25 protein-coding genes are annotated in these 21,874 nt (G+C 56.8%); 10 read left to right on the top strand and 15 right to left on the bottom strand.

The window, feature by feature from the left end; all coding sequences use genetic code 11:
- Nucleotides 1–69 precede the first annotated feature (69 nt).
- Nucleotides 70–1,170, top strand: coding sequence for a DUF1615 domain-containing protein (locus tag V3W49_RS18520; RefSeq protein WP_500147494.1), 1,101 nt, complete (start codon nt 70–72; stop codon nt 1,168–1,170).
- Here the strand turns inward: V3W49_RS18520 and V3W49_RS18525 are convergent.
- The 3 genes from V3W49_RS18525 to V3W49_RS18535 all read right to left on the bottom strand — a co-directional run bounded on the left by V3W49_RS18525 (nt 1,167) and on the right by V3W49_RS18535 (nt 3,169).
- Nucleotides 1,167–1,481: a DUF2755 family protein gene (locus V3W49_RS18525; RefSeq protein ID WP_500147495.1), complete on the bottom strand. Its 315-nt coding sequence runs from the start codon at nt 1,479–1,481 to the stop codon at nt 1,167–1,169. The genes V3W49_RS18520 and V3W49_RS18525 overlap by 4 nt on opposite strands.
- 203 nt (nt 1,482–1,684) lie before the next feature.
- The gene (locus V3W49_RS18530) at nt 1,685–2,032 is read right to left on the bottom strand and encodes a RamA family antibiotic efflux transcriptional regulator (RefSeq protein WP_500147496.1); all 348 of its coding nucleotides are present in this window, start codon (nt 2,030–2,032) and stop codon (nt 1,685–1,687) included.
- Between the two features lie 36 nt (nt 2,033–2,068).
- On the bottom strand, nt 2,069–3,169 hold the full coding sequence (locus V3W49_RS18535) for an MBL fold metallo-hydrolase (RefSeq protein WP_500147497.1): 1,101 nt from the start codon (nt 3,167–3,169) through the stop codon (nt 2,069–2,071).
- Between the two features lie 192 nt (nt 3,170–3,361).
- Between V3W49_RS18535 and V3W49_RS18540 the strand changes: the two genes are divergently transcribed.
- On the top strand, nt 3,362–3,937 hold the full coding sequence (locus tag V3W49_RS18540; protein WP_500147499.1) for a TetR/AcrR family transcriptional regulator: 576 nt from the start codon (nt 3,362–3,364) through the stop codon (nt 3,935–3,937).
- A gap of 26 nt (nt 3,938–3,963) precedes the next feature.
- Here the strand turns inward: V3W49_RS18540 and ddlA are convergent, their stop codons facing one another.
- A complete protein-coding gene (ddlA, locus tag V3W49_RS18545; RefSeq protein ID WP_500147500.1) occupies nt 3,964–5,061 on the bottom strand; it encodes a D-alanine--D-alanine ligase in 1,098 nt (365 codons plus the stop codon).
- Nucleotides 5,062–5,186: 125 nt separating this feature from the next.
- Here ddlA and V3W49_RS18550 point away from each other — a divergent pair, with 125 nt between their 5' ends.
- The 4 genes from V3W49_RS18550 to V3W49_RS18565 all read left to right on the top strand — a co-directional run bounded on the left by V3W49_RS18550 (nt 5,187) and on the right by V3W49_RS18565 (nt 8,243).
- A complete protein-coding gene (locus V3W49_RS18550) occupies nt 5,187–5,885 on the top strand; it encodes an extensin-like domain-containing protein (protein WP_500147501.1) in 699 nt (232 codons plus the stop codon).
- 136 nt (nt 5,886–6,021) lie between these two features.
- Complete coding sequence (locus V3W49_RS18555; RefSeq protein ID WP_500147503.1) at nt 6,022–7,227, top strand: multidrug efflux MFS transporter; 1,206 nt, start codon at nt 6,022–6,024, stop codon at nt 7,225–7,227.
- Nucleotides 7,228–7,442: 215 nt separating this feature from the next.
- Entirely contained in the window at nt 7,443–7,700 is a 258-nt protein-coding gene (locus tag V3W49_RS18560; RefSeq protein WP_500147504.1) for a sigma-S stabilization anti-adapter protein IraP, read from the top strand.
- Nucleotides 7,701–7,931: 231 nt separating this feature from the next.
- Entirely contained in the window at nt 7,932–8,243 is a 312-nt protein-coding gene (locus V3W49_RS18565; RefSeq protein WP_500147506.1) for a PsiF family protein, read from the top strand.
- 67 nt (nt 8,244–8,310) lie between these two features.
- Here the strand turns inward: V3W49_RS18565 and proC are convergent, their stop codons facing one another.
- On the bottom strand, nt 8,311–9,120 hold the full coding sequence (gene proC, locus V3W49_RS18570; protein ID WP_500147507.1) for a pyrroline-5-carboxylate reductase: 810 nt from the start codon (nt 9,118–9,120) through the stop codon (nt 8,311–8,313).
- A 123-nt stretch (nt 9,121–9,243) separates the two neighbouring features.
- Here proC and V3W49_RS18575 point away from each other — a divergent pair, with 123 nt between their 5' ends.
- The gene (locus tag V3W49_RS18575; RefSeq protein WP_500147509.1) at nt 9,244–9,696 is read left to right on the top strand and encodes a YaiI/YqxD family protein; all 453 of its coding nucleotides are present in this window, start codon (nt 9,244–9,246) and stop codon (nt 9,694–9,696) included.
- On the opposite strand, the gene V3W49_RS18580 is transcribed toward V3W49_RS18575, so the two are convergent.
- A complete protein-coding gene (locus tag V3W49_RS18580) occupies nt 9,693–10,439 on the bottom strand; it encodes a DUF2076 domain-containing protein (protein ID WP_500147510.1) in 747 nt (248 codons plus the stop codon). The two genes, V3W49_RS18575 and V3W49_RS18580, sit on opposite strands and share 4 nt — an antisense overlap.
- Before the next feature lie 356 nt (nt 10,440–10,795).
- On the opposite strand from V3W49_RS18580, the gene aroL reads away from it, so the two are divergent.
- The 3 genes from aroL to ppnP all read left to right on the top strand — a co-directional run bounded on the left by aroL (nt 10,796) and on the right by ppnP (nt 12,583).
- Entirely contained in the window at nt 10,796–11,320 is a 525-nt protein-coding gene (gene aroL / locus V3W49_RS18585; RefSeq protein WP_500147511.1) for a shikimate kinase AroL, read from the top strand.
- A 236-nt stretch (nt 11,321–11,556) separates the two neighbouring features.
- Nucleotides 11,557–12,231, top strand: a complete 675-nt coding sequence (locus tag V3W49_RS18590; RefSeq protein WP_500147512.1) for an AroM family protein — start codon at nt 11,557–11,559, stop codon at nt 12,229–12,231.
- A gap of 61 nt (nt 12,232–12,292) precedes the next feature.
- Nucleotides 12,293–12,583: a pyrimidine/purine nucleoside phosphorylase gene (gene ppnP, locus V3W49_RS18595; protein WP_500147513.1), complete on the top strand. Its 291-nt coding sequence runs from the start codon at nt 12,293–12,295 to the stop codon at nt 12,581–12,583.
- Nucleotides 12,584–13,125: 542 nt separating this feature from the next.
- On the opposite strand, the gene V3W49_RS18600 is transcribed toward ppnP, so the two are convergent.
- From V3W49_RS18600 to V3W49_RS18640, 9 genes are all read right to left on the bottom strand, one after another.
- The gene (locus V3W49_RS18600; protein WP_500147514.1) at nt 13,126–13,362 is read right to left on the bottom strand and encodes a hypothetical protein; all 237 of its coding nucleotides are present in this window, start codon (nt 13,360–13,362) and stop codon (nt 13,126–13,128) included.
- A 426-nt stretch (nt 13,363–13,788) separates the two neighbouring features.
- Nucleotides 13,789–14,784 (bottom strand): glycine betaine/L-proline ABC transporter substrate-binding protein ProX, encoded by a 996-nt coding sequence (gene proX / locus V3W49_RS18605; protein ID WP_500147515.1) that lies wholly within the window; start codon nt 14,782–14,784, stop codon nt 13,789–13,791.
- A 55-nt stretch (nt 14,785–14,839) separates the two neighbouring features.
- Nucleotides 14,840–15,946: a glycine betaine/L-proline ABC transporter permease ProW gene (proW, locus tag V3W49_RS18610; RefSeq protein WP_500147517.1), complete on the bottom strand. Its 1,107-nt coding sequence runs from the start codon at nt 15,944–15,946 to the stop codon at nt 14,840–14,842.
- Nucleotides 15,939–17,141, bottom strand: a complete 1,203-nt coding sequence (gene proV, locus V3W49_RS18615; protein ID WP_500147519.1) for a glycine betaine/L-proline ABC transporter ATP-binding protein ProV — start codon at nt 17,139–17,141, stop codon at nt 15,939–15,941. The genes proW and proV overlap by 8 nt, the downstream gene beginning before the upstream one ends.
- A 363-nt stretch (nt 17,142–17,504) precedes the next feature.
- Complete coding sequence (gene nrdF / locus V3W49_RS18620) at nt 17,505–18,467, bottom strand: class 1b ribonucleoside-diphosphate reductase subunit beta (protein WP_500147521.1); 963 nt, start codon at nt 18,465–18,467, stop codon at nt 17,505–17,507.
- 10 nt (nt 18,468–18,477) lie between these two features.
- Complete coding sequence (gene nrdE / locus V3W49_RS18625; RefSeq protein ID WP_500147538.1) at nt 18,478–20,586, bottom strand: class 1b ribonucleoside-diphosphate reductase subunit alpha; 2,109 nt, start codon at nt 20,584–20,586, stop codon at nt 18,478–18,480.
- 8 nt (nt 20,587–20,594) lie between these two features.
- A complete protein-coding gene (gene nrdI / locus V3W49_RS18630) occupies nt 20,595–21,005 on the bottom strand; it encodes a class Ib ribonucleoside-diphosphate reductase assembly flavoprotein NrdI (RefSeq protein ID WP_500147523.1) in 411 nt (136 codons plus the stop codon).
- A complete protein-coding gene (gene nrdH, locus V3W49_RS18635) occupies nt 21,002–21,250 on the bottom strand; it encodes a glutaredoxin-like protein NrdH (RefSeq protein WP_500147524.1) in 249 nt (82 codons plus the stop codon). The genes nrdI and nrdH overlap by 4 nt, the downstream gene beginning before the upstream one ends.
- Nucleotides 21,251–21,435: 185 nt before the next feature.
- Nucleotides 21,436–21,867 (bottom strand): carboxymuconolactone decarboxylase family protein, encoded by a 432-nt coding sequence (locus tag V3W49_RS18640; protein ID WP_500147526.1) that lies wholly within the window; start codon nt 21,865–21,867, stop codon nt 21,436–21,438.
- Between the last annotated feature and the right edge of the window lie 7 nt (nt 21,868–21,874).

Raw genomic sequence — 21,874 nt, forward strand, 5'->3', positions numbered from 1 at the left:
CTAACGTTGACGACGCAGCGGCATGATGGCAGGCTCCTGGCAGCGAAGCCGTAATTGGGAAGGAAGTTTATGGGAAATCATCGACGTCAGGCCCTGCCCGCCATTGGTGTACTGGTCGCGCTGGCGCTGGCGGGCTGTAGCAATAAAAGCGCGCAACCGCTGCCGGAAGGGGTAAAACCGGTGGATGTTGCCGCTACCGTGCGCCAGAAAATGCCAGCCAGCGTACAAGATCGCGACGGCTGGGCGCAGGATATTGCCACCGCCTTTTCCAGTCAGGGGCTGGCGCCCACGGAAGAGAACGTCTGTTCAGTGCTGGCGGTAGCGGCGCAGGAATCCACGTATCAAAGCGATCCCAGCGTGCCGAATCTCAGCAAGATAGCCTGGCAGGAGATCTATCGGCGCGCCGGCAAGCTTTACGTGCCGGAGTTTATGGTGCGGGCGGCGCTGTCGGTGAAGTCTCCGAGCGGAAAGAGCTACGCCGAACGCCTGGATCGCGTGAAGAGCGAAGGGGAACTGAGCGCGATATTTGATGATTTTATCGATATGGTGCCGCTGGGGCAGAAGCTGTTCGGGAGTCTGAACCCGGTACATACCGGCGGCCCGATGCAGGTCAGCATCGCTTTCGCTGAGCAGCATCAGGACGGCTATCCGTGGAAGATAGCCGGTACCGTGCGCCAGGAGGTGTTTACCCGACGCGGCGGCCTGTGGTTCGGTACTTACCACCTGCTAAACTATCCGGCCAATTATGACAAACCGCTCTATCGTTTCGCCGACTTTAATGCCGGCTGGTACGCCAGCCGCAATGCCGCTTTCCAGCAGGCGGTGAGTAAAGCTACCGGCGTTAAGCTGGCGCTGGATGGGGATTTGATTCGCTATGACAGCGATGAGCCGGGTAAAACCGAGCTGGCGGTGCGTCGACTGGCGTCGCAGCTGGAGATGAGTAACAGCGAAATCCATCGGGCGCTGAAGCGGGGGAATACACTGGAATTTGAGGAGGAAGCGCTTTACGGCAAGGTATTTGCTTTGGCTGAAAAGCGCAGCGGCAGAAAACTGCCGCGGGCTATTTTGCCGGGAATTGCGCTGGAAAGCCCGAAGATTACCCGTAATCTGACCACGGCGTGGTTTGCTAAACGGGTGGACGAGCGTCGGGCTCGCTGCATGGCGCGCTAACGACGCAGATGCCGACGCCGCAGGCGCAGAGCCGTAACCGAGGCGCCTACGATCAGGGCGCCGAGGGCGAACACCCCGATACCGAACAGGCTACCAACGCCCAGCCCCATTTCGATCTGCGGGCGAGCGGTATCGCTGTTTTGCATCAGATGTTCAAAAACGCCTGGCGCCTGGATAAGCGCATCGAGCAGCAGTGAGCCGACCCAGAAAACAAACAGCACAAAGAGCGCGTAGGCAACGTTGCCCAGGGGAGATCCTTTCCCTTTCGTACCGGTCACCGCCGCCGGTTTCGATAAAGTAAAGTCTGCCATATAACCTCCGGGGGAACTATCCTGAAAGTGGGATGTAACCCGTACTGGTCAGTGTGGCAGGTCATAAGGATTGTCAATATCGGATTGCTGGTAATTTGCAGTACAGAATGCTCCTGGAATATCGAATCTCGCTCCAATTCACATTTTTTTAACTTTTCCTTCCCGACAGTGATATTTGAGATTTTCCGCATTCAGGCCCCGGTTCAGCGCTGGCAGCGCTGAACCGGGGCCTGTTTCCGGTATTCTCCCGGCGGCTGATGGAAGGTCTTGGTGAAGATACGGGTAAAGGTCTGCTGCGACTCGTAGCCATATTTAAGACTGATATCAAACACCTTCTCATCGGTAGTGCGCAGATCGCGAGCCGCCATTTTCAGTTTTCTTTCGCGGATATAGCGACCCAGACTCTGCCCGGTGTAGTGAAGGAACAGACGCTGGAGGTGCCACTTGGAATAACCTGCGTGGCGGGCGATGTCATCAATGCGTAACGGCTGGTGCAGGTTGTCATCGATCCAGTCGATCAGCGTTTCAATGACCTGATGCGGAATGGACATAGTTTCTCTCCCTTTTTTGCGGCAGGTGCGACGTTATTATTTTTGCCACCAGGTGGTGAACGGCTGCTGGTGGTCAGCCCGGATGATTTCCCCCATCAGCGGCGTCAGCAGCATCCAGGGGTGTTCTGCGGCGGCGGCGGCCAGGCGCCGCCACGGATCGTTCCATTCGTGATTTGCCAGCACGAAGCGACCGGCGTGGGCGGGAATTACTGCGCGGGCGTTCAGGTCGCTGGCGGCCTGTGCCGCTTCTTCCGGCATCATATGGATATGTTTCCAGCTCGGGTCGTACTGACCGTTTTCCATAATGGCGATGTCGATAGCGCCAAAGCGTTCGCCGATCTCTTTAAAGTGCGGTCCGTAACCGCTGTCGCCGCTGTAGTAAACGGTGCGATCCGGCGTAGCGAACAGAAAGCTGGCCCACAGCGTCTGGTTGCTCTTCAGGCCGCGACCGGAAAAGTGGCGTGCGGGCAGCACGTGTACGCTTAGCGAATCGGACAAAGCCCAGTTCTGCTGCCAGTCGGACTCTATAATTCTGGCAGGGGCCATGCCCCAGTGACGCAGGTGTGAACCCACGCCGAGCGGCACCAGCGCCTGACGGATCTTCGGCAACAGCGCTTTAATGGTGGCGTAGTCCAGATGATCGTAATGATCGTGAGAGATAATCAGCGTATCGATATCGGGCATGGTTTCCGCCTGCCATGGCAGGGCGCGGGAAAATGCCCTGTTCACGAAAGAGAACGGGGCGGCGTAGTCGCTGAATACCGGATCGATAAGAATACGTTTACCGCCCAGTTGCAGATACCAGGAGGAGTGGCCCAGCCAGACGATAAGATCGTGCCGGGGATCCAGGCGCTGAAGATCGGTATGGATATAAGGAAGCGGGGTATCGGGGCGCAGCCCATCTTTTGTGCGCAACAGCATTTCCAGCAGCAGGCGGAGTCGGCTTTTATCGCCGGTCAGCATCGGTGTCGGCAGGGCGTTATGGAACTGGCCATCATAAAAATTCGGTGAACGAGCCAGTAGCGCCTGATGGGCGCCGTCGGGCGCCCGACCAAAACCGGGGGCGAAGCTGAGTGTCATTCCAGCTGTTGTTGCTATCGACATCATAATCACCGCGCTAATTGTGAAAACTTTCATTACCAACTGCCAGACTATTCACAGATTTTTATCCTGTGTTGGTAATAAGTTGAATATGAGTGAGTAAACACTCATTATATTGGCGAGTGATTTCTCGTCAAGGACATTTTAACAGGCACGGGTTGTGGTTGCGGTCTGGTCATCAGCCGTGCTTCAATTCGCGACATTTCAAATCCACAGGAGGTAAATCGGGTGGCTCGTCCAAAAAGTGAAGATAAGAAACAGGCATTGCTGGAGGCGGCGACCGTTGCTATTGCCCATTCCGGCATCGGCGCCTCGACGGCCACAATAGCGCGCGGCGCCCGGGTGGCTGAGGGGACCTTGTTTCGCTACTTTGCCACCAAGGACGAACTGCTGCGGGCCCTCTATCTGCATTTGAAGCAGCTGCTGTGTCGGCGGATCCTGGGCGAGTTGGATCTTCAGAATTCGCACCCTAAAGTCCTGCTGAACAATATCTGGAACAGCTATATCGACTGGGGGATGCAGTGCCCGGACGCATACCGAACCATCTGCCAGCTGGAAGTGAGTGATAAGATAGACGATGTTATCCGCCGCCAGGCCGATGAACTGTTCCCGGAACTTAACGATCTGTGCGAACAGCAGATAAGGCCGGTTTTTCGCAGCGACACCTACCGTACCTTTGGCGATCGGCTGTTTATGGCGCTGGCGGAAACCACCATCGCCTTCGCCAGCCGCGATCCTGAACGAGCCAGCGAAGTGAAAAGCATCGGTTTTGAAACCATGTGGCGCGCGTTGGCTAACGACTAACGGGGGCCCCCGTCAGCCGATTGCGGTCAGGGGGTTACAGCGCTTTCCAGCATGCTGTGCTGAGCGTGGCGCTCCAGCGCCAGATCTATAAGGCGGCTGATTAAATCACGGTAACTTATGCCGCTTGCCTGCCACAGCTTGGGATACATGCTGATGTTGGTAAAACCCGGCAGCGTGTTGATCTCATTAACGACAACCTCGTTATCCGGGGTCAGGAAAACGTCCACCCGGGCCATGCCGCAGCACTCCAGCGCCTGATAGGCCTGGACGGCGATCGCACGAATGCGGTCATTGATTTCCGGCGTCAGCTCGGCGGGTACCACCACATCGGCCTGGCTGTCGCTGATATATTTGGCATCGTAGCTGTAAAACTGAGCGCTGACGACGATTTCGCCGCAGGTGCTGGCCTGGGGCTGGTCATTGCCGAGCACGGCACACTCAATCTCACGTCCCTGAATCCCCTGTTCGACAATCACTTTGGTATCGAAGCGGAACGCCAGATCCAGCGCTGGCAGGTACTCTGCTTCACAGGTGACGCGGCTGACGCCAACCGAGGAGCCCTGGCTGGCGGGTTTGACGAACATGGGCAGCCCAAGGCGCTGGCTGAGCGCGGCGAAGTCGACGCTGCCCCGGGTTCCGGGTTTCAGGGTCACGAAGGGGGCCACTTTGATGCCGGCGTCGCGCAGCAGACGCTTGGTCACATCTTTATCCATACTGGCCGCGGAACCGAGCACATCGGAGCCGACGAACGGCAGATTCGCCATACGCAGCATCCCCTGCAGGGAACCGTCTTCTCCGAGCGTACCGTGTACTATCGGGAAAATAACGTCCACCGGCAGCGTTTCGCCGCTGTGCGTATCGATAAGCGCAGGCGCTTCGCTCCCGGGCAGCAGGGCCAGACGGCGATCCGAAGGATTCAGGGCGATATGCCTGGGATCGTTGGCGTGATTCAGCCAGCTGTCGGGCGTATTTAACTGCCAGCGGCCTGTTTTATCCATTCCTAACAGAACCGGTTCAAAGCGCGTTTTATCCAGTGCGTCGACAATATTTTTTGCCGACTGTAGCGACACTTCATGTTCAGACGATTTACCGCCGAACACGATACCCACTCGCAGTTTTGCCATGTCAGAAACCCTATAAGAAAGTGGTGCAAAGCAGACAAAATAGCATGCTCCCCGCAGGGCTTCATCAGCTTCCTGCTTTAAGCTTCTATACTGATTATTCTCTATGCGAAGAGCCAGGTTATGCCATGGCAAAATGGGGAGGCTTCCTGATTTTTATGTTGCTGGCGGCGACGTTCGCCTGGTGGGGCATCGGTGCGATCCCTGCACATTACAATCCATGGGCGCCGCTGACGCTGGATTCCCCTCCCACCATGGTGACCCGTTATAAGCTGCGCGGGCTGGAATCACAGCCGCAGCGCTGTTTTGCGCTGCTGAAGAGGGCGCGCGCCAGTGGCATCATTAGCTGGCGCCACCAGCCGGACGGCGGCGGCGAATGTCCGCTACGCGACCGGGTCAGAGTGGCGAATTTCGGCCCTGTCTCGTTAAGCGGCCCTTTTCTGGCCAGCTGTTCGCTGGCACTGCGCAGCGCCATGTTCTGGCATCAGCGGGGAGCGGCGCTGGCCCGTCGGTTACAGGGCAGCGCTCTGACGCGTATCGATCACATCGGCAGTTACGCCTGCCGCAATATCTATCATCGCAGCGAAGGGCGACGCAGCGAACATGCCAGCGCCGATGCGCTGGACGTGCGTGGCTTTCGTTTTGCCGACGGGCAACGTCTCACAATTCTGAAGCACTGGTCGGAAGGTGAGCGACGCGGCAAGGTACTGCGGGAACTGTTTTATCAGGGCTGTCCGTATTTCGGTAATTCTCTGGGGCCGGAGTTTAACGCTGCCCATGCCGACCACTTTCACCTTGGGGTTCGCGGCTTCGGTTTATGCCGTTAATCGGTTTGTATGATAAAATCGCCTGACCCCGGATGGAGTGAGGGCAGGGCATTGGGTGCGCCATCCGGCTATCCGATTTCTGTTACGCTTTCCTCTCTCCCTGATTGACGTTTGACTTGCTGAGTAGCCCCCTTAGATGGAAAAGTGGAAGATCAACCTTATTTCGGTCTGGTTCGGCTGTTTCTTTACCGGCCTGGCCATCAGCCAGATTCTGCCGTTTCTGCCACTTTACGTCGCTCAACTGGGGGTGACTTCCCATGAAGCGCTTTCGCTCTGGTCTGGTCTGACGTTCAGCATCACTTTCCTCGTTTCGGCCATCGTCTCGCCCATGTGGGGCAGCCTTGCGGATCGCAAAGGGCGTAAGCTGATGCTGCTGCGTGCGTCCGCCGGTATGGCGGTGGCGATTTTACTCCAGGCCTTCGCCAGCAATGTCTGGCAGCTATTCCTGCTGCGTGGGCTGATGGGATTGACGTCCGGCTATATTCCCAATGCCATGGCGCTGGTGGCATCGCAGGTACCGCGCGACCGTAGCGGTTGGGCGTTAAGTACGCTGTCCACAGCCCAGATTAGCGGTGTGATAGCAGGCCCCCTGCTGGGGGGCTTTATGGCGGATCATCTGGGTCTGCGCACCGTTTTTCTGGTGACGGCCGGGCTGCTGCTGGTGAGTTTTACGGTGACGCTGCTGCTGATTCACGAAGGCGCGCGTCCGACCCGGGAGAAAAGCGAACGTTTGAACGGCAAGGCGGTGTTTGCCACGCTGCCTTATCCGAAGCTGATTATCAGCCTGTTTGTCACCACCATGGTGATTCAGCTGTGCAATGGCTCGGTGGGGCCGATTCTGGCGCTGTTTATTAAGGATATGGCGCCGGACAGTAACAATATCGCCTTTATGAGCGGCCTGATTGCCGCCGTGCCCGGTATTTCGGCGCTGATTTCCGCGCCGCGCCTGGGGCGGCTGGGGGACCGCATCGGTAGTGCGCATATTCTGGTGGCGACTCTGAGTGTGGCGGTGGTACTGTTTTTTGCGATGTCCTTTGTCACCTCGCCTGTTCAACTGGCGACGCTGCGTTTTCTGCTTGGCTTTGCCGATGGGGCAATGCTGCCCGCGGTGCAGACGCTGCTGGTCAGAAATGTTAGTGAGCAGGTGACAGGACGTATTTTCGGTTACAACCAGTCCTTTATGTATTTGGGCAACGTCGCCGGGCCGCTAATGGGCGCCGGTGTTTCCGCGCTGGCGGGCTATCGCTGGGTCTTTATTGCCACGGCGCTGGTAGTGTTAGTTAATCTGTGGCCGCTGGGACGAGCCCTGAAACAGCAGAGGGTGGCGTCAAAAACAATATAAGGCGATGACTAACTGATATATAAATTGCACTTTTATTTCCTGACAAAAATGGTCAGTAATTGTGGAAAACGACAGTGAAAACGTTTCGCTGTCACGAATTCTTTGCAGTCTCGCACATTCTCTCAGTGACCTGAAAAAAATATGCTATCAGCCTCTGGGATTTATCCTGTATGAGTGTTAAGTTGGTGTTAAAGAATCCTCGTGGGAATCATCTCATGAAAAACTTAATTGCCGAGCTATTAGTTAATCTGGCCGAGAAAGAGGCGCAGACAAACGATATCGCCGCCCGTCTTGGGGCTATTGAAGTGGTTATTATGGCGCTGCTGGGGGGCCTTGAAGCGCCGGAGCGTCAGACGCTCGTCGATAATGTTGAGACAGAGGTCGAGCGTTACCGGAAAAACATGAATGCAAACGCTTACACACCGGAATTATTGCAGCATCACTTGCAGAGACTCCTCAGCCAGGCATCCTGAACCAGCCTAATTAATCGTTTCCAGCTGTCATAATAACGTCATTCGCTATTTCTATCATGGTACGCTCTTATTTCACAAAGAGCGCTCCGGGGAAAGTGGCGTGGCCGTTATTGCTGGCGCGAGTCGGATAATGCCAGGATACCAAACGGCCTGCCCGGTAATCTCTTTTCGCTGGCTTTTTTCTTAATGTCAGGCCACTATTTAACGCGCACAATAAAAAAGGATCGCGTTATGAAGAAACTGTTTATGGCAATGATGGTTATTGGTATGGCCTGTGGCGTAAGCGCTCAGGCTGCGGAAAAACAGCCCATGTCGCAGCAGCAGCGGATGACGGTTTGCAATCAGCAGGCGGGCGCGAAAAGTCTTAAGGGCGACGAGCGTAAAAGCTTTATGAGCCAGTGCCTGAAGAAAGACGCGACGACGGGGAAAAAACTCACGCCGCAGCAGGAAAAAATGAAGCGCTGTAATGCCGATGCGGCAAAAAAATCGCTGAGCGGCGATGCGCGTAAGAGCTTTATGAGCAACTGCCTGAAAAAAGCGTAATACGCGTGTGATAATAAAACGCCCTGGCCATTGCCGGGGCGTTTTTGTCTGGAAAATCGCTATTCTGTCAGGATTTGCTCATCTGACGGGATTTTTCCATGCACTGCTCCATCGCTTCGATGACGGCGGAGCGCAGCCCTTTTTGCTCCAGCACGCGAACTGCCTCAATGGTGGTGCCCCCTGGCGAACATACCATATCTTTCAGCACGCCCGGGTGCTCTCCGGTTTCCATGACCATACGCGCCGATCCCATCACCGCCTGTGCGGCAAACTTATAGGCCTGGGTGCGGGGCATGCCGCCAAGCACTGCGGCATCGGCCATGGCTTCAATAAACATAAACACGTAGGCCGGCGCTGAACCGCTGACGCCCACCACCGGGTGAATCATCTCTTCCGGAATTACTTCCGCCTGGCCGAAGCTGCGGAACAGGTTTACCGCATCGGCGGTATCTTCCGGCGTCACCAGCGCGTTTGGCGTCACGGAGGTCATGCCGGCATTGACCAGGGCCGGGGTATTCGGCATTGCGCGAATAATCTTGCGATCGTGACCCAGCGTCATCGCCAACTGATCGAGCGTGACGCCTGCGGCGACGGAGATAACCAGAGAGTCCTTATTCAGGCTGGAAGCAATATCGGTCAGCATCTTCTGCATGATATTGGGTTTGACGGCGGCGAAAACGATATCGGCGATCTGAGCCACCTCCTGTGCGCTCTGCGCCCCGTTGATACCGAACTGCTCGCGTAGGGCATCAACTTTTTCCTGCGTTGGCGTATAGACCCAGATCTGACCAGCGGAGACCTGACCGCTGGCGATAATGCCTCCCAGAATAGCCTTGCCCATGTTGCCGCAACCAATAAAACCGATTTTCTTATCCACAGCATCACTCCGTCATTTGTCTCTCAAGTAGTGATAGAGTATCGCAGCTTGCTCCGACGATGTAGGGGGAGGGCGCATAATAGACACAATGAAGAGTTATATCAGCGGAACCTGGAGAATAAGATGCAAATTTGGGTGGATGCGGATGCCTGTCCGAATGTGATTAAAGAGGTGCTGTATCGCGCGGCGACGCGGACGAAAATCCCCGTGACGCTGGTGGCGAACCAGGCTCTCAGAGTACCGGCTTCACCGCTGATTCGTACTTTGCAGGTGGCTTCGGGATTTGACGTGGCGGATAACGAGATTGTACGCCGCTGCGCCAGGGGGGATCTGGTGATTACTGCGGATATTCCGCTGGCCGCTGAGGTGCTGGAAAAGGGGGCTGCGGCGCTTAATCCGCGTGGTGAACGCTACAGCCCGGCGACCATTCGCGAACGTCTGACGATGCGCGATTTTATGGAAACGCTGCGCAGCAGCGGCGTACAGACCGGCGGGCCGGCAACGCTCAGCCCGCGTGACCGCCAGCTGTTTGCCGCTGAACTGGACAAATGGTTACTGGCGGCCAGGGGGCGTTAGATCCAGCTATCGTCGTCGCCGCCGAAGTCACCGTCAGCGCCGAAATCATCGCCGCCGAAGTCCATCCAGCCGCCGCCGTCATCCTGGGTAAAGCTGGCGTCCTGGAATGCGTCGTCGCTCTGAGCGTTGTCGCCTGCAAGGCTATCGGCCGCCGTACTGGCTGCGTCGCTGGTCTGTTGCGTCGGGTCAGGTTCGTTAATGATATTCACTATCTCCTGCGGCCGGGAATGCTGGAACATGCCAGTCAGCATATTGCCCAGCACCACGCCGCCCGCCACGCCTGCGGCAGTTTGCAGAGCGCCGGCCATAAAGCCGCCGCCGCGTGCTGCCTGGGGCTGAGGCGCCGCCGGCTGGGAATAGCCACCCGGTGCGGCGCTCTGATAGTGGCTGGCGCCGGGAATGGGGGCGCTGCCGTCGTAGGGACGAGCGCTGGCGCTCTGGCGTGCCGGAGCGCTCTGCTGGCCGCCACCAAACAAACCAGCCAGGAAACCGCCACTGGCCGGCCTGGCCTGCTCAAGCTCGCTCACTTTCGACTCCAGCTCCTGAATCCTGGCGTTGAGCTGCTTTACCGCCGCTTCCTGAATCAGGATTGTCTGGGCCATATAGTAGGGGGCGGCAGGCTGACGCTGCAGATGCTCGTTAATCCGGGACTCTGCCGCGCCATCACGCGCAGCGCTGTTATTCTGCGCCTGCTGCAGGCGATCAAAAAGCCCATCGATCAGGCGTTGTTCTTCTGATTGCATAGTTTCCTGGCTCTGTCATTCACACTGTGGCTACCAGTGTGCCGTAAAATAGCGAACTGTAAACGGGTGACAGGGTAAAGGTTTGCGGAAAAATGTTAACGGTCATCTCATCTTCCTGTATCAGGAAAAGGTTGAGAGCGGGGCCCACATTCGGTAAGGTGGGCCTGCAATTTGGTACAGAAAGTTTACAGATAATAGATTGACCAGGTTTCTCTTTTATCTGAAGGTGTACGCATAGGGTTGCACTGTAATTTTTGAGTTACACTTTTCTCTGTACTAGCCAACTGATATGATCCCTGTTTGACGCCAGTCACCAGCCTGGGCCGACAAGATGACGCAGAGAGGATTTCCCCCCCATGACACAACCCCTGTTTTTAGTCGGCGCACGCGGCTGTGGTAAAACCACGGTGGGTAGCGAGCTGGCTCTGACGCTTGGCTACCGCTTCGCCGACACCGATCACTGGCTGCAGCACAACGCGGGCATGAGCGTCACGCAGATCGTGGAGCTTGAAGGGTGGGGCGGTTTTCGCCGTCGGGAATCACAGGCGCTGCAGGCCGTGACGGCGCCCGGACTGGTGGTCGCCACCGGCGGCGGCATGGTGCTGGCTGAAGAAAACCGCTGCTATATGCGTGAGCACGGCGTGGTTATCTATTTAGAAGCGCCGGTGGCTGAACTGGCCCGGCGGTTGGAAGCCTTCCCGGAAGAGGGGCAGCGCCCGACCCTGACTGGCCGTGCAATTAGCGATGAAGTGGCCGAGGTACTGGCCGCCCGCGATGCGCTCTATCGCGAGGCCGCCCACCATGTCGTCGACGCCAGCCTGCCTCCGCAGCAGGTGGTGGCGCAGATTCTGTGCGCGTTGCAGTTGGCTGACGCCTGCTAATTTTTATGACCTTCCACGTGCGGCCCGGTGCCGCACGTTTTCATACCTTTTGTACACCTGCTTTTGCTTATGAATTCAGTGCTTAAAGCGCAACGGTTGACATTTCGTTAATCTTTTTAACGAAACATTTTCCGTAGCGTGCTACGCTTTTTGGTTAATTTATAAGCGATTGTCGGCGGGTGCGCGCCGGCGGCCGTATCTGAAAAGTAGTGGTTGGCAATATAAAGGCGAGCAAGATGAACACATCCCTGGCGATTGTCACCGCCGGCGTCGTGCCGGTGGGTGAGGTCACGCCACTTTTAACCGAACATATCACCGAACAACAAATTACGCATATCAGCCTGTTAGGGCGGTTGACCCGCGAGGAAGCGCTGGAGGATTACGGCGCCGCCCCTGGCGAAGAGACCGTGCTGACGTTGCTCAGGGATGGAGGGCTGGTGCAGCTTTCGCTCAATAAGGTCGAACAGGCGCTACAGGGAGTGATCGAGGTTCTGGATAATCAGGACTATGACGTCATTCTGGTGCTGGGCAATGGCCGCTATACCCGCCTCTGCGCGCATAACGCCATGCTGTTGGTGCCCGATCGGCTGATTCCGCCGCTGGTGGCCTCTATTGTTGAAGGGCATCAGGTGGGGATCCTGCTGCCAACGCCAGAGCTGCTGTCGTTCCAGCAGAAAAAATGGCGTGAGTTGGGAAATGCGCCGCTGTATACGCCGGCGGCCTCCCTGAGCGACGACAGCGCCCTGGTCGGTGCCGGAAGGGAACTGGTACAGCGCGGAGCCGATGTGCTGGTGCTCGACAGCCTGGGGTTTCATCAGCATCATCGCGACCTGTTGCAGCGAGCGCTGGATGTGCCGGTGCTACTGTCGCATATGCTGCTGGCGCGGCTGGCTTCAGAGCTGTTGGTTTAAGCGCTGTGGCAGGGAATCGCCCTGGCAACTATAGTCTTGCAGGGGCAACGGAGGAGGCTTTATGCTTGACAGTAATGATTATCTGTTGGGGAAAGTGAAGTCCATCGGCTTTACCAGCGCCAGCGCCGGACAAGCCTGCGTGGGCGTGATGTCGGTGGGGGAATATACGTTTGATACCGCCCGGCCGGAAGAGTTTACCGTGGTCAGCGGCGCGTTAAAGGTGCTGCTGCCTGGCGAGACGGCCTGGAAGACTTTTGGCTCCGGCGCAGTATTCACCATACCGGCACGCAGCGGTTTCCACCTGCAGGTGGCGGAGCCGGTAGCTTATCTGTGTCGCTACCTGGCGCGATAAGGGTGAAACACGATGTCGTTCGACAGAATAAAAAAGGTTCATCGCCAGGAAACTCCCTCGTCTTCCAGGGAGAGGGCCGGGTGAGGGTGACGGGCAGCTCCGGCGCCCGGTTTCAAAATAAAAGCGGCAGAATATGACGATGTGGTGGGCCAGGGAAACTCTCTCTCCCTTCAGGGAGAGGACTGGGGTGAGGGTGACAGGCAGCTCCGGCGCCCGGTTTCAGAACAAAAGCGGCAGAATATGACGATGTAGTGGGCTGTTCCGTTCACTTTGCGTCACTGCTTCTCTGTTAATCCACCGCGGGTGAACGGGCCAGGGGGCTCAGTCGCCGCTCCCCTGGCGACCCGGGCTCCCCGGCGGTAAAAAACGCCGCTGACGCGGGCCCCTTCGCTTATCACGCCGGGCTTTTCGGAACGGGCAAGAGTCGCCATCCATGGCGACCTTGCCCTGTCGCGACATCCTGTCGCTCCTCCGGCCCTTCGTGAACGCTACGGCGTTTTTTAAGCCGGGATGTAACCCCCTCATCGCTTCAGTCTGTTTTTTTAAATGATACCGGCTCTGATTAATCCAGGCAGATGATAAAAGGTGGTGACATTCTCCGGCCTGAAAATCGCCGGAGTATTCCCGGTGGCCAGGGTCAGCCCGACAGGACGTCGGGCTGAGGGCGTGCGGCACAGGGAGGTGCCGTCACGCCCGACCCGTCCGGCTGGCGGGAATACGCAGGGGCCCGCGACAGCGGCGATTTTCACGCCGGAAAGCCGGGTTGTCAGGGGCGGCATTTGAGCCCCTGGCCCGTTCACCGGTTCCGCAACCGACATAAGAGAAATCACCTTCAGGTGAACGGAACCTTCGCCAGCGCGGCATATTCCCCCCGGCACACGGCATAATCGCAAAAATAGCCCAACCGGCATGACCACGTACTACAACCGCCGCCCCGGCCTGCATCTGAAAGGCCACCTGGCAAAATATGTGATGCAGCGGGCTGTTCCGTTCACTTCAGGCAACAGCTTCACTGTGAATTCACCGGTTCCGCAACCGACAGATAAAAAATCACCTTCAGGTGATCGGAACCTTCTCCTGCGCGACATACTTACCCGGAAGCCAGGGCCGCCGCCGGTAACTTAAGCTTCACGACAATCTGCGATGAACCATAAAAAAGCCCCGCGATCGTCACCGACGCGGGGCTTTTTTATCCCGGACTCCCGTTACTTCTGGGCGGCCAGCGCCTGCTTGATCCAGCCGTCGAACTGCGCCTGGTGGGCTTTTATCCAGCCGTCGACGTGGTTCTGGATATCCGCTTCGGAAGATTTACCGTCATGCATCAGCGCGTTCTGGGCGTTGATGTCGGCCAGCGGCAGTTTCATTATCGAGAACAGCTTCGCGGCGGCCGGGTTCTTCTCAGCCCAGGCCTTGTTGGCGACGATATGCATCACATTTACCGGGAAGCCATAGTTGGTGCCGTTCGGCAGTTTGGTGTCGATATCTTTCTGCTCGCCGGGCATTGAGGAGAAAGGCACCTGCAGCCAGACCACGTCTTTACCCGGCTTCAGCACATCGCTCACCCAGTACGGCGTCCAGGTGTAGTACAGAATCGGTTTGCCCTCTTTGTAGCGGGTGATGGTGTCGGCCATCATCGCCGCGTAGTTTCCCTGGTTATGGGTCACGGTGTTTTCCAGACCGAAGGCTTTAAGCTGGTGGTTGATCACCGTTTCGCAGCCCCAGCCCGGGTTACAGCCGGTCATATCCGCTTTACCGTCGCCGTTGGCGTCGAACAGTTTGGCAATTTTGGGATCCTTAAGCTGATCGATGCTCTTAATGTGGTACTTATCGGCAGTCTTTTTGTCGATAAGATACCCCTGGGCCGCGCCGGTCACATAGGTACCTTTGCGATAGAACTTATTGTCTCCACCCGCGGCCTTGTACATATCGTCGTGCAGGGGCTGCCAGTTGGTGGCCAGGAAGGTAGCGTCGCCGGAGGCGATGGAGGTATAGGCGACGTTGTAGTCTACTTCGCCCGGTTTATCGACGGTGTAACCCAGCTTTTCCAGCGCCCGGCTGACCAGCAGGGTCTGGAAGGTCTCTTCGGTGATGGTGCTCTGCACCGGTTTTACGGTGATGCCTTTGCCTGGCAGATCGGCGGCGAAGGCGCTGGTAGAGACGAGAGTAGCGAAGGCTGTGGCAAACAGGACAGAATGTTTCATCGTTATTCCTTTTGTTTGTTGGAGCAGGGCGGGCGGCGCTGACGCCGCCCGGCGCTTATTTGCTGAAGGGACGCAGCAGCAGACCTACCGGACCGGTGTGATACCAGTGACGGCTGCCGCGGCTACGGGCATCGCGACCGATGGACTGGGTCAGACGGTCAAGAATAATCGCGAGGATCACGATCCCCACACCGCCCACCGAGGCGAGGCCCATATCCAGACGGCCGATTCCCCGCAGCACCATCTGGCCCAGGCCGCCGACCGCAATCATCGAGGCGATCACCACCATCGACAGTGCCAGCATCAGCGTCTGATTGACCCCGGCCATAATGGTAGGCATTGCCAGCGGCAACTGAACCTTGAACAGCATCTGACGCGGGCTGGAGCCAAACGACCGCGCAGCTTCTATCAGATCTTCAGGCACCTGATTAATCCCGAGGATCGTCAGGCGTACGATAGGGGGCAGGGCGAAGATGATGGTCACCACCACCCCCGGCACGTTGCCGATGCCGAACAGCATGACGATCGGCACCAGATAGACGAAGGCTGGCGTCGTCTGCATGGCGTCGAGTATCGGGCGTACGATCTTCGCGGCCCGGGGACTGCGCGCCAGCCAGATCCCAAGCGGCAGCCCTATCACCACGCAGAACAGCAGCGCGGTCAGCACCAGCGCCAGGGTGATCATCGCCTGAGACCAGGCGCCGATAGCGCCAATGGCGATCAGCGATATCAGGGTCGCGACGCCCATGCTCAGGCTCGACATCTGCCAGGCGATCGCGGCGAAAAGCAGAATAGCTACCGGCGCCGGCATACCCAGCAGCAACTGCTGAAAGGCGTTGAGAATGTAGTCCACCGGCACGCGGACCCCCTGAAAAACCGGGCGGAAATGGACGACCACCCAGTCGATGGCGGTGGTGACCCAGCTGTCCAGCGGAATCAGCGTATGATGGAACGGATCCATGATGTTGAAGTGTTCCGGCTGCGGCGCGGGAGCGCTATGCAGCCAGTCGGCGCCGCCGCCGTCCTGTGGTGTTTGCGTCGGGGCGCCCCAGGCATCGGCGGCGGAACCGGCGTCGCCGCCGTTATTCGGGGCCTGGTTTGCGGCATCTGCGGCCTGTTCGCTGGCCCCGGCGCTACCCCACGGATTAGTTTGTTCACTCATTGTTTGCCCCCTCCCGATCTAATGCCTGCAGCAGCATCCCCTTGGAGATGATGCCGATGTACTGCTGTGCCTCATCAACGACCGGCACCGCACAGGGGGCCTGGCCGACGGGCGTAAGCAGCTCGCTGAGCGGTGTTTCCGCCGTCACGGGTTCCGGAGAGTCGAGCAGCGCTTCATCCAGTCCCTGCCCCGCTGCCAGGGCGCGTTTCAGAGAATCGATAGAGACGGTGCCAAGAAATTTTTGTCCACGCTCGATAATGTAGCCGAACTCCAGGGCATCATCCTGGAGCAGCTTTAGCGCCGAGCGCGGGCCAAAGCCGGTGGTCTTGCGCAGCAGGCCACGCGGCGTCCGGCGGGCGATATCTTTGGCGCTAAAGACCTGGCTGATATCCACGCCGCGAAAGAAGGTGCGCACGTAATCGTTAGCCGGGTTGTTCAGAATTTCATCCGGCGTCCCGACCTGAACCACCTCGCCGTTTTGCATAATGGCGATGCGATCGCCAATACGCATCGCTTCATCAAGATCGTGGGAAATAAAGACCACGGTGCGTTGATGTCTGGACTGAAGTTTAACTAATTCATCCTGCATTTCGCTGCGAATCAGGGGATCGAGCGCCGAGAATGCCTCATCCATCAACAGAATGTCGGGATTAATCGCCAGGGCGCGGGCCAGACCGACACGCTGACGCATACCGCCGGAAAGTTCATCCGGATAAGCGTGGGCATAATTTTCCAGCCCGACCTGACGCAGGGCGTCCAGGGCTTTTTCCTGACGTTCCTGCTGGGGAATGCCGGCTAGTTCCATACCAAATGCCGTATTATTAAGGACATTCATATGAGGCATTAACGCAAAGGACTGAAAGACCATCGCGATTTTTTTTCTGCGCACCTCACGAAGTTCAGATTCCGATATTCTGGCGATATCGACGCCATCGATCAGCACCTGGCCGCGGGTAGGTTCTATCAGGCGATTGAGAAGGCGTACCATGGTGGATTTTCCCGAGCCGGAAAGCCCCATAACGACGAAGATCTCGCCTTCTTCAATGGTCAGATTGGCGTCCTTAACGCCCAGTGAAAGCCCCGTTTTCTCTAAAAGTTGCTCTTTTGAGAAACCCTGGTCTATATATTTGAAGGCTCGTTGGGGATGTTCCCCAAATACCTTGTATAGATTCTTGACTTCTAATTTAATTGCCATGCAATAGCGTGTTCCTGTTTCTTATTTGAATATATTGAAATTCCTGGTGAAATAAAACTCAGACTATACCCTAACATACTCAGATTCTGTGGCAACCCTCAAGCCATGCGGATTTTATGAATAAGAATGCGCTTATTGGTGGGGATTTGCCGTGGGATAAGGCTTTGTGATGGATAATCGAGAAGGAATTTTTTGTGATGTGGAGCAGGAAATTGCCAATTTATTGATGATGGAAAAGGCATAATTTTTTGCGATATTTAGAGTGGTAAATAAATACTTTTGGCATGGTTTTTAATGGCCCGGATGAAATAATCCGGGCGCTGTTTTTTATTAATTGGTTATTCAATAAAAAACAAAAATGAATCAGAAATCCCAGTCTTCATCCTCGGTGGCGACCGCTTTTCCCATCACGTATGAAGAGCCTGAACCAGAGAAAAAGTCGTGGTTTTCGTCAGCATTCGGGGAAAGAGCGGCCATAATCGCCGGATTCACCTCCGCCATCTCCGGCGGAAACAGCGCTTCGTAGCCCAGATTCATCAGCGCTTTGTTGGCGTTGTAGCACAGGAAGGATTTCACCTCGTCCCCCCAGCCCAGCTCGCTGTACAGCGTTTCGGTATAGGTCAGCTCGTTTTCATACAGCGCCATCATGAATTCCAGAGCGAAGTCGCGCAGTTCATCGCGCTGCTCTGGCGTTGTGCTCTCCAGCCCCTTCTGATATTTGTAGCCGATATAGTAACCGTGCACGGCTTCGTCGCGAATGATAAGACGAATGAGATCGGCGGTGTTAGTGAGTTTGCCGCGGCTTGACCAGTACATTGGCAGCCAGAAGCCGGAGTAGAACAGGAATGACTCCAGAAACACGCTGGCAATTTTTTTCTTCAACGGGTGTGGGCTCGCATACTGTTCCAGGATAAGGCGCGCTTTATTTTGCAGCGCTTCGTTCTCTTCGCTCCAGGCATAAGCGGCATCCACCTCCCGGCTCTGGCACAGGGTGGAAAAGATAGAGCTGTATGAGCGGGCGTGAACCGCTTCCATAAAGCTGATATTGGAAAAAACCGCCTCTTCATGAGGGGTAATCGCGTCTTCCATCAGCGTCGGGGCGCCGATGGTATTCTGAATGGTGTCCAGTAGCGTCAGGCCGGTAAAGACCCGGATCGTTAGCTGCTGCTCGGCCGGTGTCAGGCCCTGCCAGGCGGCGATATCGTTGGACAGTGGCACCTTTTCCGGCAGCCAGAAGTTACTGGTCAGCCGGTTCCAGACTTCAAGATCCTTACTGTCCTGAATTTTGTTCCAGTTGACGGCGGAAACCCGGGTTAAATGTCTCATTGTTGATTCCTCACAGCGCGCAGGAGACGCAGCCTTCGACTTCTGTGCCCTCCAGCGCCATCTGGCGCAGGCGGATGTAGTACAGCGTTTTAATGCCTTTCTTCCAGGCGTAGATCTGCGCCCGGTTGATATCGCGGGTGGTGGCGGTATCCGGGAAGAACAGCGTCAGCGACAGCCCCTGATCCACGTGGCGGGTGGCTTCGGCATAGGTGTCGATAATTTTTTCCGGGCCGATTTCCCAGGCATCCTGCCACAGGGCCTGGTTTTCATTGGTCATAAAGGGGGCGGGGTAGTAGACGCGCCCGGTCTTGCCCTCTTTACGAATCTCAATGCGCGACACAATAGGATGAATGCTGGAGGTCGCATGATTGATATAAGAGATAGAGCCGGTGGGCGGAATCGCCTGAAGGTTCTGGTTATACAGCCCCCATTCCATCACGTCGTCGCGCAACTGCCGCCACATCTCCTGAGTGGGAATGGTGATACCGGCCCGGTTGAACAGCGCCGCCACCTTATCGGTCTTTGGCCGCCAGCGCTGTTCCAGATAGGGGCGGAACCAGTCGCCGCTGGCATAGCGGGAAGCCTCAAAACCGGCGAAGCGTTCATTGCGCTCTCTGGCCAGTTGGTTAGAAGCCCGTAGCGCGTGCCAGGTAACGGTGTAGAAGTAGATATTGGTGAAATCCAGCCCTTCTTCTGAACCATAGGCGATACCTTCCCGCGCCAGATAGCCGTGCAGGTTCATCTGCCCCAGACCAATGGCATGGGAAGCCGCGTTGCCCGCTGCGATAGAGGGGACTGAGTCGATATGGCTCATATCGGAAACCGCGCTCAGGCCACGCACTGCCGTTTCTACCGTCAGAGCGAAATCCGGCGAATCCATGGCGTGGGCGATATTTAACGACCCCAGATTGCAGGAGATATCGCGCCCCACCTTGCTGTAACTGAGATCGTCATGATATTCGCTGGCGACGTTAACCTGCAGAATCTCCGAGCAGAGGTTGCTCATATTAATGTGACCGGGAATGGGACTGGCGCGGTTTACCGTATCCTCATACATGATGTAGGGATAGCCGGATTCGAACTGGATCTCCGCCAGGGTTCGGAAGAAGGCGCGGGCGCTGATGGTTTTGCGGCGCACCCGGCTGTCCGCCAGTAGCTGGTCGTACATCGCCGAGATGCTGATATCCCCGAACGCCTTACCGTACAGACGCTCCACATCGTAAGGCGAAAACAGCGCCATCTGCTGGTTTTCCTTCGCCAGACGGAAGGTGATATCGGGAATCACCACCCCCAGCGACAGAGTCTTGATCCGGATCTTCTCATCGGCGTTTTCGCGTTTGGTATCCAGAAAACGCAGAATATCCGGGTGATGGGCGTGAAGCCAGACGGCTCCCGCGCCCTGGCGGGCGCCAAGCTGATTAGCATAGGAGAAGGCATCTTCCAGCATCTTCATTACCGGAATTACGCCCGATGACTGGTTCTCTATACGCTTAATGGGGGCGCCGGATTCGCGCAGGTTCGACAGCAGGAACGCCACGCCGCCGCCGCGTTTAGAAAGCTGGAGCGCCGAGTTCACGGCGCGACCAATGGATTCCATATTGTCTTCAATACGCAGCAGGAAGCAGGAGACCATCTCGCCGCGCTGCTGTTTGCCGGCATTCAGAAAGGTGGGGGTCGCAGGCTGGAAGCGGCCGCTCAGAATTTCATCCGTCAGCTGGCGCGCCAGCGCCTCGTCCCCCTGGGCCAGGGCCAGGGCGACCATGCAGACCCGATCGGCAAAGTGTTCCAGATACTGGCTGCCGTCAAAGCTCTTCAGCGCGTAGCTGTTATAGAACTTCCAGGCGCCCAGAAAAGTGCTGAATCGGTAGCCGCTGGCGTGGGCCTGTTCCAGCAGTTCAACTATAAAAGCGCGCGAATAGCGCTCCATCACCCGGGCTTCGTAATAGCCTTCTTCCACCAGGGCGGTCAGCCGGGCATCGGTATCCGGAAAGTGGCGGCTGTTCGGTTCAACATGCTGGCGCATGTAGCTCTCTACCGCCAGGCGGTCTTTGTCGAACTGGATACGCCCCTGCTCATCATAGAGATTGAGCATGGCGTTAAGGGCATGGTAGTCAGGCATTTCCGGGGTTATAGAGAGGAGGTCTGTGGTAGCCAAAATTGGGTTACTCCCTTACGCACGTTGTCGATATCTTGTGGGGTTCCCAGCAGCTCAAAGCGGTAGAGCAGGGGAACGCGGCATTTTTGGGCGATGACGTCGCCTGCCAGGCAATATGCTGCGCCAAAGTTGCGGTTACCGGCGGCGATAACGCCGCGCAGCAGCGCGCGATTGCGTTCGTCATTCAGGAACAGAATTACCTGGCGGGGCACGGCGCCTTTGGCGCCGCCGCCGCCGTATGTCGGGGTGACCAGGATATAGGGCTCGCTGACGTGCAGGCGCTGGTTTTCATCTGCTGGTATGCGCAGCGCCGGTAACCCAAGGCGCTGGATAAAGCGGTGGGTGTTCTCCGAAAGGCTGGAGAAGTACACCAGGCAAGTCATGCGCCCGCCGTGCTGCTTATCGGCATACGCAACCGGTTTATCATATCGGGGCGAAATCCACACCAGCTTGCGCTGTCGGTGACCACCACCGGCAACTGGCGATATCCCAGGTCGCGCAGGCCGTCCGCTACTTCTGGATGCTGGTCGATATTAATCAGCTCAAAGTCGAAACCGCGGCTTTCCATGGCGCGCTTCGTGGCATGGCACTGCACGCAGTTATTACGAGTGTAAATAGTAATGCGCATGATTCGTATTTCCGTTTAAAGTGACAAAGCGGCGACCTTTAGGTCGTCAGGATCGTCTGTTGTCTGATGATTAAATACTAGATGTAGATATTAAAACTTTCAACCGCTCAATATATGGTGTTTTAGCCATAAAGAACGCCCCATCAGGGGCGTGGTTGTATCAGTGTCTGAAACTGGCGCAGCGACTACATTCTCATGCTGACGGCCAGGCGGTTAAAGGCGTTCATCAGGGCGATAGCGTGGGTCAGCTCGCTGATTTCCTGGGGGCTGAAATGTCGCTCCAGCGGATGATAGAGCTCGTCGCCGGTGCCGCTTTGCGCAATATGAGTGACCGCTTCGGCCCATGCCAGCGCCGCCTGCTCTTTTTCACTAAAACGCTGGCTGACCCGCCAGCCAGCCAGCGCATCGAGCCTGGTCTGTTGTTCGCCGCGTTTGCGTAGCGCGCTGCTGTGTAATTCAAGGCAGTATGCGCAGCCGTTAATCTGCGATACCCGAAGAAAGATCAGATCGATAAGACGGCCGTCAAGCGGGCCTTTCTCCAGTGCCATCAGCGCAGCAACCATCTGTTTGTTCACTTCTGGTGAAAGTTCGCGGTAGGGCTGGCGTAGTGTGCTCATCTTTTCC

The organism is Rosenbergiella sp. YN46 (genome assembly GCF_036620675.1).
Classification (GTDB): Bacteria; Pseudomonadota; Gammaproteobacteria; order Enterobacterales; family Enterobacteriaceae; genus Jejubacter.